The organism is Mesorhizobium sp. M2A.F.Ca.ET.042.01.1.1, from assembly GCF_003997405.1.
GTDB lineage: Bacteria > Pseudomonadota > Alphaproteobacteria > Rhizobiales > Rhizobiaceae > Mesorhizobium.
The window spans coordinates 1-14,224 of the sequence record NZ_RZRX01000171.1 but is presented as its reverse complement, the minus strand read 5'-3'; the positions used below and the strand labels follow the sequence as shown (position 1 = coordinate 14,224).

Genomic DNA, 14,224 nt, shown 5'->3' with positions numbered 1-14,224 from the left:
GAGCAGGCGAAGGTGGCCGGCAAGGAGCTTTCCTTTTCCGCTTTCTTCAAGGTCGGCCTGCCGATGACGCTGGTGACGCTTCTCGCCGGCACCGCCTGGCTGGCCTTGTCCTGAAGAGGCCCCCCCTCGAACGCCTCAATCGACGCGCCGCGAGCATCCACGATCTAAGCTGCGTGTTTGCCCGCCATCCTCGCCCGTATCAGCGTCGCGGCGGCATGGCCGGCGGCGTTGACGTAGTCGGGATTGTGATGGATCAGCATGCTGGAAAAGGCGCCGTCCATCAAAAGCACGATCTCGCGCGCCAGCATCTTCGCCTGGGCGACATCGTGGCTTGAAAGCGCGCCGGCCAGCCATTTCTCGAAATTGGTCTTGTGGCGTGCTCCAGCCTTCACCGCCGGATGTCCCGGCATCGCCGCCAGCTCGGCCGCCGTGCGCAGGAAACCGCAGCCTTTCCATTTGGGATGGCGGGCAACCCGTGCCAGGTTGGTGAAGATCGCCTCGACCTTTTTGTCCGCGCCGCCCTCCGCCGCATCGAACCAGCCCGCCATCTGCTCGAGATTGGGCTGGTCGCGTCCTTCGAGATAGGCCGCGATCAGATCGTCCTTGCTCTTGAAATGGTAGTAGAGCGTGCGCTTGGTAAGTCCTGCCTTCTCGGCCACGGCGTCGACGCTGACGCGGCCGATGCCCTCGGCATAGAAGAGCTTAGTCGCCACGTCGACAAGGCGTTTTCGCGTGGGATTGGTCTTTTCGCTCATCGTGTAAGTATACCGACTAGTGAATATACAAGCAATCAAAAGCCTGCTCCTTATCCGCCGAACCACCGGAAAAGGAAAAAGCCATGACCGACCTTGTGCTGAGCGAGACGCGCGACCGCGTCGCGATCCTCACCCTCAACCGACCCGACAGGCTGAATGCGCTGAATTACGCGCTGATCGACCGGCTGCTTTCGCGTCTCGACCTGATCGAGACGGATGATGGCGTGCGCGCCGTCATCCTCACAGGGGCAGGGGAACGCGCCTTTTCCGCCGGCGGCGACATCCACGAATTCTCGTTGAGCGTGGCAGAGGGCACCGATGTCGCGCTGCGTGATTTCGTCATGCGCGGCCAGCGTCTGACGGCGCGGCTGGAAGCGTTCCGCAAGCCGGTGATCGCCGCCGTCAACGGCCTCGCCTTTGGCGGCGGCTGCGAGATCACCGAAGCGGTGCCGCTGGCCGTCGCCAGCGACCGCGCCTTGTTCGCCAAGCCGGAGATCAAGCTTGCCATGCCGCCGACTTTCGGCGGCACGCAGCGGCTGCCGCGGCTTGCCGGCCGCAAGCGCGCGCTGGAGCTGCTGTTGACCGGCGGGACATTTTCCGCCACTCGCGCCGCCGAGCTTGGCCTGGTCAACCAGGTCGTGCCGCACGAAGAGCTGATGCGGGCAACCCTTGATCTTGCCCGCCGCATCGTCAGTCATTCGCAGACCGCGGTCGCCAGCATCCTCACGGCGGTTGCGCGTGGCATCAACGCGAGCATCGCGGAAGGCTTGCTGGTGGAGGCTGAGCAATTCGCCCGCGTGGCCCCGACAGCAGACCTGCGCGAAGGCTTGACCGCCTGGATCGAGCGGCGGCAGGCGGTCTATGACGGCTCATGGGCGCATCTCGCCCGGCCGGACAAGGCCACGCGCGCCACGCGGCGTCTCGACCGGGCGGTCCACTTGGCTGGCTGCCGCCCTGTCTGAAGCGGCTCGGCGTTTCACGAAAGCGCTGAACCGCTTCAGGTTCCATGCACTTTCAGGCGGAAGACCGTGTCACACTTTTCCTGCATTTGCTCCTAGGCCACCGCTTTCAACGGCGCCTTGCCAGCCTGCTGCACGCGCGCGGCCGCAGCCAGCAGGTCGGTCTGCGTGATCAGTCCAAGTATATGCCGGCCGCCATCGACGATCACCACCGCATGACTGCGCCCGTCTGTTAGCGTCGGCAGCAGGCTCATCGCCGGCATGTCGGGCAAAGCGGTGCTTGCTTTCGACATCACCCCTCCCACCGTGTCGGTCGTCCTCGTCAGCTCGCGCAGGCCGATTGCGCCGGTGAGCCGTCCTTCCGCGTCGACGACCGGCAAGGTGCGGATGTTGTGGTCGATCAAAAGGTTGCGCGCCTCGTCGGCCGTGGCCGTTTCCGGCACCGAGATCACATCGCGGGACATGATGTCCCGGCAAAGCAGCGTGCGCTGCGAGCGCACCATCGCCTGCAGCTCGACCTGACGCAGCAGGCGCTCCAGGTCATCGCGGTCGATGTCGAAGGTTTCGTCGAGCGCCGAGAGCGCCGCATCGACATCCTCGGGCCGAAAACCGACGCGCTCGGCTGGCGGCCGGTCGGCTGTGCCGTGACCGCTGTTGGCCGGCACATGCACATGGGGATAGTTGCGGCGCGACAGCTTGTGGAAGAGGAAGCCGAGCGCGACCAGGATGGTCGAGTTCAGCGCCACCGGCACAAACGGAAACAGGAAGCCGGCCGCGGCAACCGCCGGCCCGCCGAGCACGCCGGTAAGCGCCGCCGCGCCGCCCGGCGGGTGCAATGATCGCGTGAACGACATGGCGGCGATCGCCAACGCCACCGCGAGGCCGGAGGCGATCACCGTGTCATGCACAAAATGCGCCACCGTTACGCCGACCAGCGCCGAAATCGTGTTGCCGCCGATGATCGACCAGGGCTGCGCCAGCGGGCTCGAGGGAACGGCAAAGAGCAGCACCGCGGAAGCGCCCATGGGCGCCACCAGCATCGCCACAAGCGGACCGCTACCCGTCGCAAGCCCGCTGATCATGCCGGTGAGTGCGATGCCGATGGTCGCGCCGATGCAGGCGAGCAGCCGCTCGCGAAGCGTCGCTCCGGCGAGGATTGGAACAAAGAGGCGAAACGCCATGGCAGGCCCTTGATCGAATGGGTGGAATTGCGCTGCACGCAATGCCGCTGAAGTCACGGATTTGGAAGCCAAACCAATCCGTATATGCGCGGCCGGAGAGAATATTATTGCGCGGCGCGCTGCGGGGGACATGCCGCCAGCGGCTTTGCCTGTATCAATCGCGTGGGCGGCCAGCGTCTGCGGGTCAACCTGTCAGCCGGCGGCAGCCGCCGCCAGCCCACGCGCGATATCGGTCTTCAGATCTTCGACATCCTCAAGTCCGATCTGCAGACGGATCAGCGGACCGGCATAAGAGCCTTTGGCGATGGTGCGGTCGCCGAGGTGGACCGGCACGGCGAGGCTCTCATAGCCGCCCCAGGAATAGCCGAGCCCGAAGATCTTGAGGGCGTCGAGGAAAGCGTGCTGGGCCTTCTGCCCGCCACCCTGGAGCACGATCGAGAAGACGCCGCTCGAGCCGCAGAAGTCGCGCTTCCACAGCGCATGGTCGGGATGGCTTTCCAGCGCCGGGTGCAGCACCTGCGCGACGCCCGGCTGCCCTTCCAGCCAGCGCGCGACATCGAGCGCGGACTTGCGGTGATGCTCGAGCCGCACGCCCATCGTCCGCAGGCCGCGCAGGACCTGGTAGACATCGTCCGGACCGGAACAGCAGCCCAGCGTGCAGAAACCGTCATAAAGCTTCGTCCAGCAGGCCTCGTTGGCCGAAACTAGGCCAAGCAGCACGTCGGAATGGCCGGCCGGATATTTCGTCGCCGCGTGGATCGAGATGTCGACGCCATGGTCGAGCGGCTTGAAATAGAGCGGCGTCGCCCAGGTGTTGTCCATCATCACGGTGGCGCCCGCTTCATGCGCAGCCTTGGCGATGGCCGGTATGTCCTGCACCTCATAGGTGTTCGATCCCGGCGATTCGGTGAACACCACCCTGGTGTTGGGCCTGATCAGCGACGCGATGCCGGCGCCGATGCGCGGCTCGTAATATTCGACCTCGATGCCGAGCCGCTTCAGCATCGTGTCGGCGAAGTGGCGCGTCGGATGGTAGACGCTGTCGACGATCAATAGATGGTCGCCGGCGGCAAGGAAGGCGAGCAGCGGCACCGTCACCGCCGCCAGCCCCGAAGGCACCGCGATGGTGCCGGCCGAGCCTTCCAGCGCGTCGACGGCGAGCGTCAGCGCATCCATCGTCGGCGTGCCGCGCGTGCCGTAAGTGTATTTCTGGCTGCGTCCGGCCATCGAGGCGGCATCGGGGTAAAGCACCGTGGAGGCGTGCACGACCGGTGGGTTGACGAAGCCGAAATAGTCGCGCGGGTTATTGCCGGAATGGGCAAGCAGCGTGTTGGTGCCCATTCCGATGCCGTCTTTAGCCATGGTTCGTCGCCTATCGAATGATGTCGGGGGTCCAGCCATAAAGCGGCGGCAAAGCCCACGCAACCGCGCTGGGCCCGCCAAAAGCCCGTCTTCGGCTGGGCCAATCCAACCCCACCTGCGCTCAATAAAGCACGGCTATTGCCGAAGCGGATTCGGCCCGCGGATCACGGATTCGCGCCGCCGCAACTTGACTGATTTGTTCGCATGGCCTGCCGATTTCATGGGCTCTTGTCCGCAATTCAGGCATTTGCGGCAATTGCTTTTCAAACCTTTGAGCTTTCGGTCATTTCCCTTGACCTCACAGGAATAATCGCCTTCGATGCGTTTCGTGAATGGGAGGCAGCGCATCGGCAACCGATGCGGGTCCGGGAGTGGGCCTTGAAGTGGGAGCTGCATTCACAAACGAAAAAAGATCAAGCGTCGCCTGGCAGCAGGGGCGCCTGTAACAGAAAAGGGTCTGTGGGTCATGAAACACATTGCAATCGGCATTCTTGGCGCCGCCGCGCTCGGGTTCATGGCGTCCGCCGCTTCGGCTGGCACGCTCGATACCGTGAAGCAGAAGGGCTTTCTTCAATGCGGCGTCTCGACCGGTCTCGCCGGCTTTTCGGCGCCGGACGACAAGGGTGACTGGAAAGGCATCGATGCGGACTTCTGCCGCGCCGTCGCGGCCGCCGTCTTCGGTGACGCCACCAAGGTCAAGTTCACGCCGCTCAGCGCCAAGGAGCGTTTCACCGCGCTGCAGTCGGGCGAGATCGACCTCCTGTCGCGCAACACCACCTGGACCAGCAACCGCGACAGCGCGCTCGGCCTCGATTTCGTCGGCGTCACCTACTATGACGGTCAGGGCTTCATGATCAACGCCAAGAAGCTGCCGGGCGTGAACTCGGCGCTGCAGCTTTCGGGCGCCGCCGTCTGCGTGCAGAGCGGCACCACGACCGAGCTGAACCTCGCCGACTACTTCAAGAAGAACAAGATGGAGTACAATCCCGTCGTGTTCGAGAAGCTGGAAGAGGTCAACGCCGCCTATGATGCCGGCCGCTGCGACGCTTACACCACTGACCAGTCCGGCCTCTATGGCATCCGCCTGACACTGTCCTCGCCGGCCGATCACGTGGTGCTGCCCGAGATCATCTCCAAGGAGCCGCTCGGCCCGGCCGTGCGCCAGGGCGACGACCAGTGGGCCCACATCGCGCGCTGGACCTATTTCGCGCTGCTCAACGCCGAGGAGGCCGGCGTTACCCAGGCGAATGTCGAGGAGATGAAGACCTCGACCGATCCGAACATCCAGCGCCTTCTCGGCACCGAGCCGGACGGCAAGTACGGCGCCGATCTCGGCCTGTCCAACGACTGGGTCGTGAACATCGTCAAGGCTGTCGGCAATTATGGTGAAATGTTCGAGCGCAATGTCGGTTCGGGCAGCCCGCTCAAGATTGCGCGCGGCATCAACGCGCTGTGGACCAAGGGCGGCCTGCAATACGGCCCGCCGATCCGCTGATCGAAACGTGATCCGGGAGGCAGGTCGTCTGCCTCCCGGTTTCTCTTTCCAGGGGACGGTCCATGGCTTCGCAGGAAATCCTTCGCGGGGAGCCGAGCCGCGGCTCCTTCATCAATGACCCGAGAATACGCAGCCTGTTCTTTCAGACGCTGGTGGTGATCCTGCTGTTCAGCTCGATCTGGTGGATCATCCACAACGTCATCGAGAACCTCCAGCGCCTGCACATCGCTTCAGGCTTCGGCTTCCTCAAGAGCAGGGCCGGCTTCGACATCTCCGACACGCCGATCGCCTACACGTCCGACTCGACCTATTTCCGGGCGCTGGTCGTCGGTTTGCTCAACACGATCATTATTGCTGTCGCCGGCATCGTGCTTGCCACTGTCGTCGGCTTCCTGATCGGCATCGGCCGCCTGTCGCAGAACTGGCTGATTCGCAAGATCTGCACGGTCTATGTCGAGGTCTTCCGCAACATTCCTCCGCTGCTGGTCATCTTCTTCTGGTATTCCGGCGTGCTCGCCGTGCTGCCGCCGCCGCGCGAGAGCATCCATTTGCCTCTCGGCTCCTTCCTCAACCAACGTGGTTTCTATCTGCCGCGCGCCGTTTGGGGAGATGGCTCCTGGCTGATCGGCGTGGCATTGCTGCTCGCCATCGCGATGGCTTGGTTCGTCGCCCACAGGGCGCGGCAGCGGCAGCGGGCAACCGGCCAGCAATTCCCGGTGTTCTGGACGTCGGTCGCTCTCATCATCGGCCTCCCGGTGCTTGCTTACCTGCTCAGCGGCATGCCGCTCACCTTCGATTTCCCGAAGCAGTCGACCTTCAACCTGACCGGCGGCTTCTGGATCAAGCCGGAGTTCCTGTCGCTGCTGCTGGCGCTCTCCTTCTACACCGCGGCCTTCATCGCCGAGATCGTGCGCGCCGGCATCAGGGGCGTCAGCAAGGGCCAGACCGAGGCGGCAGCGGCACTTGGCCTGCGCTCCGGTCCGATCCTGCGGCTGGTGGTGATCCCGCAGGCAATGCGCATCGTCATCCCGCCGCTCACCAGCCAGTATTTGAACCTGACCAAGAACTCATCGCTGGCGATCGCCATCGGTTATCCCGATCTGACGGCCACCGCCGGCACCGTGCTGAACCAGACCGGACAGGCGGTCGAGGGCGTGTTCATCATGATGATCGCCTATCTGGTGCTGAGCCTCGTGACGTCCTTTGTCATGAACATCGTCAACGCCAGAATGGCGCTGGTGGAGAGGTAAGGCCATGCAGGAACACGATATGTCCTGGGTGCGCACCGAGATGGCGCTGGCGCAGCCGGCGCCGCCTACCGAACGCGGCGCCTATGCCTGGGTACGCAAAAACCTGATCGGTTCGGTCGGCGACACCATCCTCACGGTGCTGGGCATCGCTATCGTGGTGTGGGTCTTGCCGCAAATCATCAACTGGGCCTTCATCAACGCCGTTTGGACCGGCCCTGACCGCACGGTGTGCACGACCGCTTCGCAAGGCGGCATCCAGCCCGACGGTTGGACCGGCGCCTGCTGGGCCTTCGTCAACGCCAAGTTCGGCCAGTTCATGTTCGGCACCTATCCGATCGAGGAGCGCTGGCGGCCGATTCTGGTCGCCATCCTGTTCGTGGTGTTGCTGGTGCCGATGCTGATCCCGCGCGTGCCGCGCAAGGGGCTGAACGCGCTTCTGCTCTTCGTCGTGCTGCCGATCGTCGCCTTCGTCCTGCTGGTCGGCGGCGTGTTCGGCCTGCCGCATGTCGAGACCCCGCGTTGGGGCGGGCTGCTGGTCACGCTCAGCCTGTCCTTCGTCGGCATTGCCGTGTCGCTGCCGATGGGCATCGTGCTGGCGCTCGGTCGGCGTTCGAAGATGCCGATCATCAAATGGCTATGCGTCGTCTTCATCGAGACGGTGCGCGGCATTCCGCTGATCACGGTGCTGTTCTTCGCCAGCGTCATGCTGCCGCTGTTCCTGCCGGAAGGCGTCAGCTTCGACAAATACCTGCGGGCCCTGATCGGCGTCTCGCTGTTTGCCGCCGCCTATATGGCGGAAGTGGTCCGCGGCGGCCTGCAGGCGATCCCGAAGGGCCAGTATGAAGGCGCCGACTCGCTCGGCCTCGGCTACTGGCAGAAGATGGGCCTGATTGTGCTGCCGCAGGCGCTGAAGCTGGTCATCCCAGGCATCGTCAACACCTTCATCGGCATGCTCAAGGACACCAGCCTGGTCCTGATCATCTCGATGTTCGACCTGCTCGGCGTGGTGAAGCAGAACTTCGCCGACCCGAACTGGGCGACGCCGCAGACCCCGAAGTCCGGCCTGATCTTTGCCGCCTTTGTTTTCTGGCTGTTGTGCTTCGGCATGTCGCGCTATTCAATGTACACGGAACGCCGGCTCGACACCGGCTACAAAAGATAAAAAGGGGAATTGGCCATGACCACCGAAAACGCCGTCAGCGCGGAAGACCTCAAGGTCAATGCCGGAAAGATGCATGTCTCGACCACCGACGTCGCCATCGACATTGTCGGCATGCACAAATGGTATGGCGAGTTCCATGTCCTGAAGGACATCAACCTCAAGGTGATGCGCGGCGAGCGCATCGTCATTTGCGGCCCGTCCGGTTCCGGCAAATCGACCATGATCCGCTGCATCAACCGACTGGAAGAGCACCAGAAGGGCAAGATCATCGTCGACGGCAAGGAACTCACCAACGATCTGAAGAAGATCGACGAGGTGCGCCGCGAGGTCGGCATGGTGTTCCAGCATTTCAACCTGTTCCCGCATCTGACCATCCTGGAGAACTGCACGCTGGCGCCGATCTGGGTGCGCAAGATGCCGAAGAAGCAGGCCGAGGAAATCGCCATGCATTTCCTCAAGCGCGTCAAGATCCCGGAGCAGGCCAACAAATATCCCGGACAGCTCTCCGGCGGCCAGCAGCAGCGCGTGGCGATCGCGCGCTCGCTCTGCATGAACCCGCGCATCATGCTGTTCGACGAGCCGACCTCGGCGCTTGATCCCGAGATGATCAAGGAAGTGCTGGAGACGATGGTGGGTCTGGCGGAAGAGGGCATGACGATGCTGTGCGTCACCCACGAGATGGGCTTTGCCCGCAAGGTCGCCAACCGCGTGATCTTCATGGATCAGGGCCAGATCGTCGAGCAGAACACGCCGGCCGAGTTCTTCGACCACCCGCGCCATGAGCGCACGAAACTGTTCCTGTCGCAGATCCTGCACTGAGCGCTACTGGGTGACAGTCTCGGGGGTCCGCAGCAACCACGCGGTCGTCATCCTGGGGCGTAGCAAGGAGCGAAGCGACGCGCGCAGACCCTAGGATCCATGCCGTGACGCTAAAGCGCTGCAATAATTTCAGAATTTTGCACCGTCGCACCTCACGGCAGCAGTCACGGCATGGATACTCGGGTCAAGCTCGAGTATGACGATTTCACGGACGGCTTCGGCGCCGCGCCCGATGAGAACAATCCTGCGATATCTGGCAATGCTCGTCGGAGCGGTGCTTCTGGCCGCCGCGCTCGGCGCGATGGTGCCGCGCCCGCTCTGGCCCGCGGCGAAGGCCGAAGGCGAGGGGACACGGCGCATATTGGTGCTGAAGAACCCGATCCACACCGACATCGCTATCCCTCTGGATGACGGCGTTCGCCGGCGGTTTGCTTTCCTCGCCGATGCCGGTCTGCCGATGGATGCCTCGGATGCACGCTACATCGTCTTCGGCTGGGGTGGCCGCGCTTTCTACCTGGAGACGCCCACATGGTCGCAATTGAAGGCCGCGCCGGTGTTGAAGGCGCTGACGCTCGACGCCTCGGTGATGCATGTCGATGTCGCCGGTACGATCAAGGAGCCGCATCCGGATGTCGCCGGCTTCGACATCGACGAGGCGCATTTCGCGGCGTTGCTGGACTACATCGCCTCGAGTTTCCAGCAGGGGCCAGACGGTCCGATGGCCATCGGCAATGCTGGCTATTCGGCCTTCGACCGTTTCTACGAAGCCAACGGCCATTTCAACGCGCTGGTTGGCTGCAACACCTGGACGGCGGCCGGATTACGCGTCGCCGGCCTGCGCACCGGTTGGTGGAACCCGCTGCCGGTATCGTTGTGGTGGTCGATGGGGTTGTATAACTGACGCAGTACCGTGAATCGAGTCCTCGGGCGCTCTACCCCCGCACCACCTTCGGTTCCTCCCAGCCATAAAGCCAATCCAGGTCCGCGGCGAGCTTCTCCGGCGGCCGCGTCGCCAGCACCAGATTGCGGGCGACCGCCATCGGTCCCCAGGCGTGCCAGGTCAGCCGGTTGAACGCGCCGCGCTTGAGCACCCTTTCGACGCGCGGCCGCCTGAGATTTTCCCAGACGGCGAGGCCGTGGGCCGGATCGCCCGGAAAATCGGCGACCAGATTGGCGAGCATCGAGGCGTCCTCGATCCCCATGGCCGCGCCCTGGGCCGCGAACGGCGTCATGGCATGCGCGGCGTCGCCGATCAGGGCGATGCCTTGCGGGACGGCCCAGCGCTGTTGCCGGACAGTGTGCATTGGAAACGCCGTCCATGGCCCCGCCAGCGCGACGAGCCTTGCGAGCATCGCTGCGGTGCCACGCATGGCATTGGACAGGATGGCCGGGTCGGCATGACCCGACCAGCCTTCCGCGATGCGTTCGCCTCTGGTGAAGGCGGCGAGGTTGACGGTGCGGCCCTTGCTCACCGGATAGGCGACCAAATGGAAGCCGGGGTGCAGGAAGGTTGTGACGCAGCCCGCCGCCCCGATCTCGGCAAAAGCCTGCCCGGCGGGGCTGTCGACCGCCACGGTAGTGCGCCAGGCCAGTCGGCCCGAGAAGCGGCTTCTCGCGAAGGCGGGATCCCGGGCCGCAAGCTGCGCGCGAACCGTCGACCAGACGCCATCGGCACCGACCAGGAGGCCGGCTGCAACCGACGTGGTTTTCCCGTCGATCTCGACCGTCGTGGTCACGCTTCGCTGCTCGGCGGCGATGCCTGTCACCCGCCCACCGGTAACGAGCTCGATATCCGACCGCCCTGCCACTTCCTCCGCCAGAGCCGCCTGCAGGTCGGCGCGGTGCGCCACCAGATAGGGCGCGCCCCAGCGCTTTTCGGCCGCCTGTCCAAGCGGCACGCGGGCCAGCTCGCGCAGGCTTTTCGCATCCTTCAGCACCACCGCTTCGGGCCGGACCGCGTTGGGCAACAGGCGGTCGAGCACGCCAAGGCGGCGCAGAATGCGGGTTGCGTTGGGAGCCAGCTGGAGGCCGGAGCCGGCCGCTTGGAGCTGCTTGGCCTGCTCGAAGAGTTTCACCGGCAAGCTGCGCTCGGCGAAGGCAAGTGCTGCCGTCAGTCCGGCGATGCCGGCCCCGGCTATGACGACTTGCCGGGACCGTGCTTCAATCATGGTCGGCTCAGGCGGCCTGGTCGACATAGAGGCAGCCGGCTGGCTGCGTTTCCGTCGCCTTCAGCGACGGCGAATAGCGATAAAGCGTCGAGCAGTAGGGGCAGACCTTTTCATTGTCGTCACCCATGTCGAGGAACACATGCGGGTGGTCGAAAGGCGGGTTGGCGCCGGTGCACATGAATTCCTTGACGCCGATCTCAATGACCGGATGGCCCGCGTCGTTCTGGAAGTGGGGAATGCTACCGCCTGCCATCGTCGTCTCCAATTGGGTTCGGCCAGTGGGTGTGACCCGCCTGCATCTGGAGCATAACATGCCAGTTTGCAAGATCGATGAAATCAAACTGTCGCAAAAGGCTGGCAGAGGATAAGTTGAGCCGGTTAAGCGCGTGAGGCTGGCACGGAGCGATTCCGTGACGATCATGCGTCACAAAGAGATGTTAGAGCGTCGCCGGACGGCAAGATGCGGCGCTCCTCAGGGACGGTTGCAGGCAGAGCGGGAAACATGAACGAACTGAAGCCGGTGCAGAGCGAGTTCATCACCGTCGAGGCGGCGAGTCCCGACGGCGGCAATCCCGACCGTTTCGTCAACCGCGAATTCTCCTGGCTGCAATTCAACCGCCGCGTGCTGGAAGAGTCGCTCAACGAGCATCATCCGCTGCTCGAGCGCGTCCGCTTCCTGTCGATCTCGGCCGCCAATCTCGACGAGTTCTTCATGGTCCGCGTTGCCGGCCTCGCCGGTCAAGTGCGCGAAGGGATCGCGTTGAAGAGCCCGGACGGCCGCACGCCCGAGCAGCAGCTCGAGCAGCTGCTGCGCGAGGTCGAGCGCCTGCAGGAGGACCAGCAGAAGAGCCTCTCGGCGCTGATGGCCCTGCTCAACAAAGAAGGCATCGAAAGCATCACCCGCGACGCGCTGACCAAGGATGAGAAGACCTGGCTGGAGGAGCATTTCCAGGAACAGGTCTTCCCGGTGCTGACGCCGCTGTCGATCGACCCGGCGCATCCGTTCCCCTTCATCCCCAATCTCGGCTTTTCCATCGCCTTGCAATTGCGCCATCGCAAGAACGGTGAGGAGATGAGCGCGCTCTTGCGCCTGCCGGTGGCGCTCAGGCGTTTCATTCGCCTGCCGGACCGCAAGCGCCATGTGCGCTTCATCCCGCTGGAGGAGGCGGTCGGCCTCTATATCGGCAAGCTGTTCCCCGGCTATGAGGTCAAGGGCTCGGGCACGTTCCGCATCATCCGCGACAGCGATATCGAGGTCGAGGAAGAATCGGAAGACCTCGTGCGGCTGTTCGAGACGGCGCTGAAGCGGCGGCGCCGCGGTTCGGTGATCCGTATCGAATTCGACACGCTGATGCCGGCGGAATTGCGCGATTTCGTCGCCGGCGAGCTCGGCGTCTCGGCAAGCCGCATCAGCGTGCTCACCGGTCCGCTGGCGCTCAACCAGATTTCCGAGATCGTCGCCATTCCGCGCGACGACCTGAAGTTCACCCCCTACAATCCACGCTTTCCCGAACGCATCCGCGAGCATGGCGGCGACTGCCTTGCCGCCATCCGCGAGAAGGACATCATCGTCCACCACCCTTACGAATCCTTCGACGTGGTGGTGCAGTTCTTGCGCCAGGCCGCCGCCGACCCGGAGGTGGTGGCGATCAAGCAGACGCTCTACCGCACTTCGAACGACAGCCCGATCGTGCGCGCGCTGATCGACGCCGCCGAGGCCGGCAAGTCGGTGACCGCGCTGGTCGAGCTCAAGGCGCGCTTCGACGAGGAGGCCAACATCCGCTGGGCGCGTGACCTTGAGCGCGCCGGCGTCCAGGTCGTGTTCGGCTTCCTGGAGCTGAAGACCCACGCCAAGATGTCGCTCATCGTGCGCCGCGAGGACGGCCGGCTGCGCAACTACGTCCATCTCGGCACCGGCAACTACCACCCGGTCACCGCCCGAATCTACACCGACCTGTCCTTCTTCACCACCGACCCGACGATCGCGCGCGATGTCGCGCAGATTTTCAACTTCATCACCGGCTATGCCGAACCGGCCGAGGAGATGCGCCTTGCCGTGTCGCCCTTCACGCTGCGCAACCGCATCCTGAAGCACATCGCCGAGGAGGTCGTCCATGCCCGCGAAGGACGGCCGGCGCGCATATGGATGAAGATGAACGCGCTGGTCGACCCGACCGTCATCGACGCGCTCTACGACGCCAGCCGCGCCGGGGTCGAGATCGACCTCGTCGTGCGCGGCATCTGCTGCCTGAGGCCGCAGGTGCCGGGCCTTTCGGAAAACATCAGGGTGAAATCGATCGTCGGCCGCTTCCTCGAGCACAGCCGCATCTACTGCTTCGGCAATGGCTACGGCCTGCCGTCGGACGAGGCGGTCGTCTACATCTCGTCCGCCGACATGATGCCGCGCAATCTCGACCGCCGCGTCGAGACGCTGGTGCCGATCACCAATCCAACTGTGCATGAACAGGTGCTTGGCCAGATCATGCTGGGCAACATCATGGACAACCAGCAAAGTTTCGACGTATTGGCTGACGGCACCTCCCGGCGCGTTGCGCTGGAGGAGGGCGAGGAGCCGTTCAACGCGCAGGAATACTTCATGACCAATCCGAGCCTCTCCGGACGGGGTGACGCGCTGAAATCGCATGCGCCCAAGCGCATCGCCCAGTTCAAACGCCGCAAGAAGAACAGCGCCGCGTGATTGCAGTTTCCCAGGGCCGGCTTCAGGACCGGCGGCCGCTGTCGATCATCGACATAGGGTCGAACTCGATCCGCCTTGTCGTCTATGAAGGGCTGGCGCGCTCGCCCTCGCTGCTGTTCAACGAAAAGATGCTGGCCGGCCTCGGCCGCGGCATCGTTTCGACGGGCAAGCTCGATCCCGAAGCCGTGACGCGTTCGATGGAGGAGTTCCGCCGCTTCCGCGCGCTGTCGGATCAGGCAGGCGCCGAGCACATGTATGTGCTGGCCACCGCCGCCGCGCGCGAGGCGGTCAACGGTCCCGATTTCATCCACCGCGCCGAGGAGGTGCTGAAGACCGAGATCCGCGTGCTCACCGGCCGCCAGGAAGCCTATTATT

Annotated in this window: 12 protein-coding genes and 1 pseudogene; 8 read left to right on the top strand and 5 right to left on the bottom strand. The window is 64.1% G+C overall.

Annotated features, from left to right (window positions below; genetic code table 11):
• Nucleotides 1-164 precede the first annotated feature (164 nt).
• Nucleotides 165-755 (bottom strand): TetR/AcrR family transcriptional regulator, encoded by a 591-nt coding sequence (locus EOA23_RS23115; RefSeq protein WP_127305852.1) that lies wholly within the window; start codon nucleotides 753-755, stop codon nucleotides 165-167.
• Between the two features lie 83 nt (nucleotides 756-838).
• Between EOA23_RS23115 and EOA23_RS23110 the strand changes: the two genes are divergently transcribed.
• Complete coding sequence (locus tag EOA23_RS23110; protein WP_127305851.1) at nucleotides 839-1,717, top strand: crotonase/enoyl-CoA hydratase family protein; 879 nt, start codon at nucleotides 839-841, stop codon at nucleotides 1,715-1,717.
• Nucleotides 1,718-1,809: 92 nt separating this feature from the next.
• On the opposite strand, the gene EOA23_RS23105 is transcribed toward EOA23_RS23110, so the two are convergent.
• The gene (locus EOA23_RS23105; RefSeq protein ID WP_126061370.1) at nucleotides 1,810-2,895 is read right to left on the bottom strand and encodes an HPP family protein; all 1,086 of its coding nucleotides are present in this window, start codon (nucleotides 2,893-2,895) and stop codon (nucleotides 1,810-1,812) included.
• A 192-nt stretch (nucleotides 2,896-3,087) separates the two neighbouring features.
• On the bottom strand, nucleotides 3,088-4,257 hold the full coding sequence (locus EOA23_RS23100) for a cystathionine beta-lyase (RefSeq protein WP_127305850.1): 1,170 nt from the start codon (nucleotides 4,255-4,257) through the stop codon (nucleotides 3,088-3,090).
• A 466-nt stretch (nucleotides 4,258-4,723) separates the two neighbouring features.
• Here EOA23_RS23100 and EOA23_RS23095 point away from each other — a divergent pair, with 466 nt between their 5' ends.
• From EOA23_RS23095 to EOA23_RS23075, 5 genes are all read left to right on the top strand, one after another.
• Complete coding sequence (locus EOA23_RS23095) at nucleotides 4,724-5,752, top strand: amino acid ABC transporter substrate-binding protein (protein ID WP_042646531.1); 1,029 nt, start codon at nucleotides 4,724-4,726, stop codon at nucleotides 5,750-5,752.
• A gap of 62 nt (nucleotides 5,753-5,814) precedes the next feature.
• Entirely contained in the window at nucleotides 5,815-7,002 is a 1,188-nt protein-coding gene (locus tag EOA23_RS23090) for an amino acid ABC transporter permease (protein WP_127305849.1), read from the top strand.
• A gap of 4 nt (nucleotides 7,003-7,006) precedes the next feature.
• Nucleotides 7,007-8,164 carry an amino acid ABC transporter permease gene (locus EOA23_RS23085; protein WP_126061367.1) on the top strand — a complete coding sequence of 386 codons (1,158 nt, stop codon included), beginning with the start codon at nucleotides 7,007-7,009 and terminating at the stop codon, nucleotides 8,162-8,164.
• A gap of 15 nt (nucleotides 8,165-8,179) precedes the next feature.
• Entirely contained in the window at nucleotides 8,180-8,983 is an 804-nt protein-coding gene (locus EOA23_RS23080) for an amino acid ABC transporter ATP-binding protein (protein WP_042646526.1), read from the top strand.
• Between the two features lie 232 nt (nucleotides 8,984-9,215).
• Nucleotides 9,216-9,884 carry a TIGR02117 family protein gene (locus tag EOA23_RS23075; RefSeq protein WP_127305848.1) on the top strand — a complete coding sequence of 223 codons (669 nt, stop codon included), beginning with the start codon at nucleotides 9,216-9,218 and terminating at the stop codon, nucleotides 9,882-9,884.
• 31 nt (nucleotides 9,885-9,915) lie between these two features.
• Here the strand turns inward: EOA23_RS23075 and EOA23_RS23070 are convergent, their stop codons facing one another.
• Both EOA23_RS23070 and EOA23_RS23065 read right to left on the bottom strand, forming a co-directional pair.
• Nucleotides 9,916-11,151 (bottom strand): FAD-dependent monooxygenase, encoded by a 1,236-nt coding sequence (locus tag EOA23_RS23070; protein ID WP_127305847.1) that lies wholly within the window; start codon nucleotides 11,149-11,151, stop codon nucleotides 9,916-9,918.
• Between the two features lie 7 nt (nucleotides 11,152-11,158).
• Nucleotides 11,159-11,404 carry a zinc-finger domain-containing protein gene (locus EOA23_RS23065; RefSeq protein ID WP_027169907.1) on the bottom strand — a complete coding sequence of 82 codons (246 nt, stop codon included), beginning with the start codon at nucleotides 11,402-11,404 and terminating at the stop codon, nucleotides 11,159-11,161.
• Nucleotides 11,405-11,653: 249 nt separating this feature from the next.
• Between EOA23_RS23065 and EOA23_RS23060 the strand changes: the two genes are divergently transcribed.
• Nucleotides 11,654-13,849 (top strand): RNA degradosome polyphosphate kinase, encoded by a 2,196-nt coding sequence (locus EOA23_RS23060; RefSeq protein ID WP_126061364.1) that lies wholly within the window; start codon nucleotides 11,654-11,656, stop codon nucleotides 13,847-13,849.
• Nucleotides 13,846-14,224: pseudogene (locus EOA23_RS23055) on the top strand (exopolyphosphatase); the annotation flags it as partial. The gene EOA23_RS23060 and the pseudogene EOA23_RS23055, both read left to right, overlap by 4 nt.

Bases quoted from the DNA above. Each gene is read 5' to 3' on its own strand.
- EOA23_RS23115 (WP_127305852.1), bottom strand. From the start codon at position 755: ATGAGCGAAAAGACCAATCCCACGCGAAAACGCCTTGTCGACGTGGCG.
- EOA23_RS23110 (WP_127305851.1), top strand. From the start codon at position 839: ATGACCGACCTTGTGCTGAGCGAGACGCGCGACCGCGTCGCGATCCTC.
- EOA23_RS23105 (WP_126061370.1), bottom strand. From the start codon at position 2,895: ATGGCGTTTCGCCTCTTTGTTCCAATCCTCGCCGGAGCGACGCTTCGC.
- EOA23_RS23100 (WP_127305850.1), bottom strand. From the start codon at position 4,257: ATGGCTAAAGACGGCATCGGAATGGGCACCAACACGCTGCTTGCCCAT.
- EOA23_RS23095 (WP_042646531.1), top strand. From the start codon at position 4,724: ATGAAACACATTGCAATCGGCATTCTTGGCGCCGCCGCGCTCGGGTTC.
- EOA23_RS23090 (WP_127305849.1), top strand. From the start codon at position 5,815: ATGGCTTCGCAGGAAATCCTTCGCGGGGAGCCGAGCCGCGGCTCCTTC.
- EOA23_RS23085 (WP_126061367.1), top strand. From the start codon at position 7,007: ATGCAGGAACACGATATGTCCTGGGTGCGCACCGAGATGGCGCTGGCG.
- EOA23_RS23080 (WP_042646526.1), top strand. From the start codon at position 8,180: ATGACCACCGAAAACGCCGTCAGCGCGGAAGACCTCAAGGTCAATGCC.
- EOA23_RS23075 (WP_127305848.1), top strand. From the start codon at position 9,216: ATGAGAACAATCCTGCGATATCTGGCAATGCTCGTCGGAGCGGTGCTT.
- EOA23_RS23070 (WP_127305847.1), bottom strand. From the start codon at position 11,151: ATGATTGAAGCACGGTCCCGGCAAGTCGTCATAGCCGGGGCCGGCATC.
- EOA23_RS23065 (WP_027169907.1), bottom strand. From the start codon at position 11,404: ATGGCAGGCGGTAGCATTCCCCACTTCCAGAACGACGCGGGCCATCCG.
- EOA23_RS23060 (WP_126061364.1), top strand. From the start codon at position 11,654: ATGAACGAACTGAAGCCGGTGCAGAGCGAGTTCATCACCGTCGAGGCG.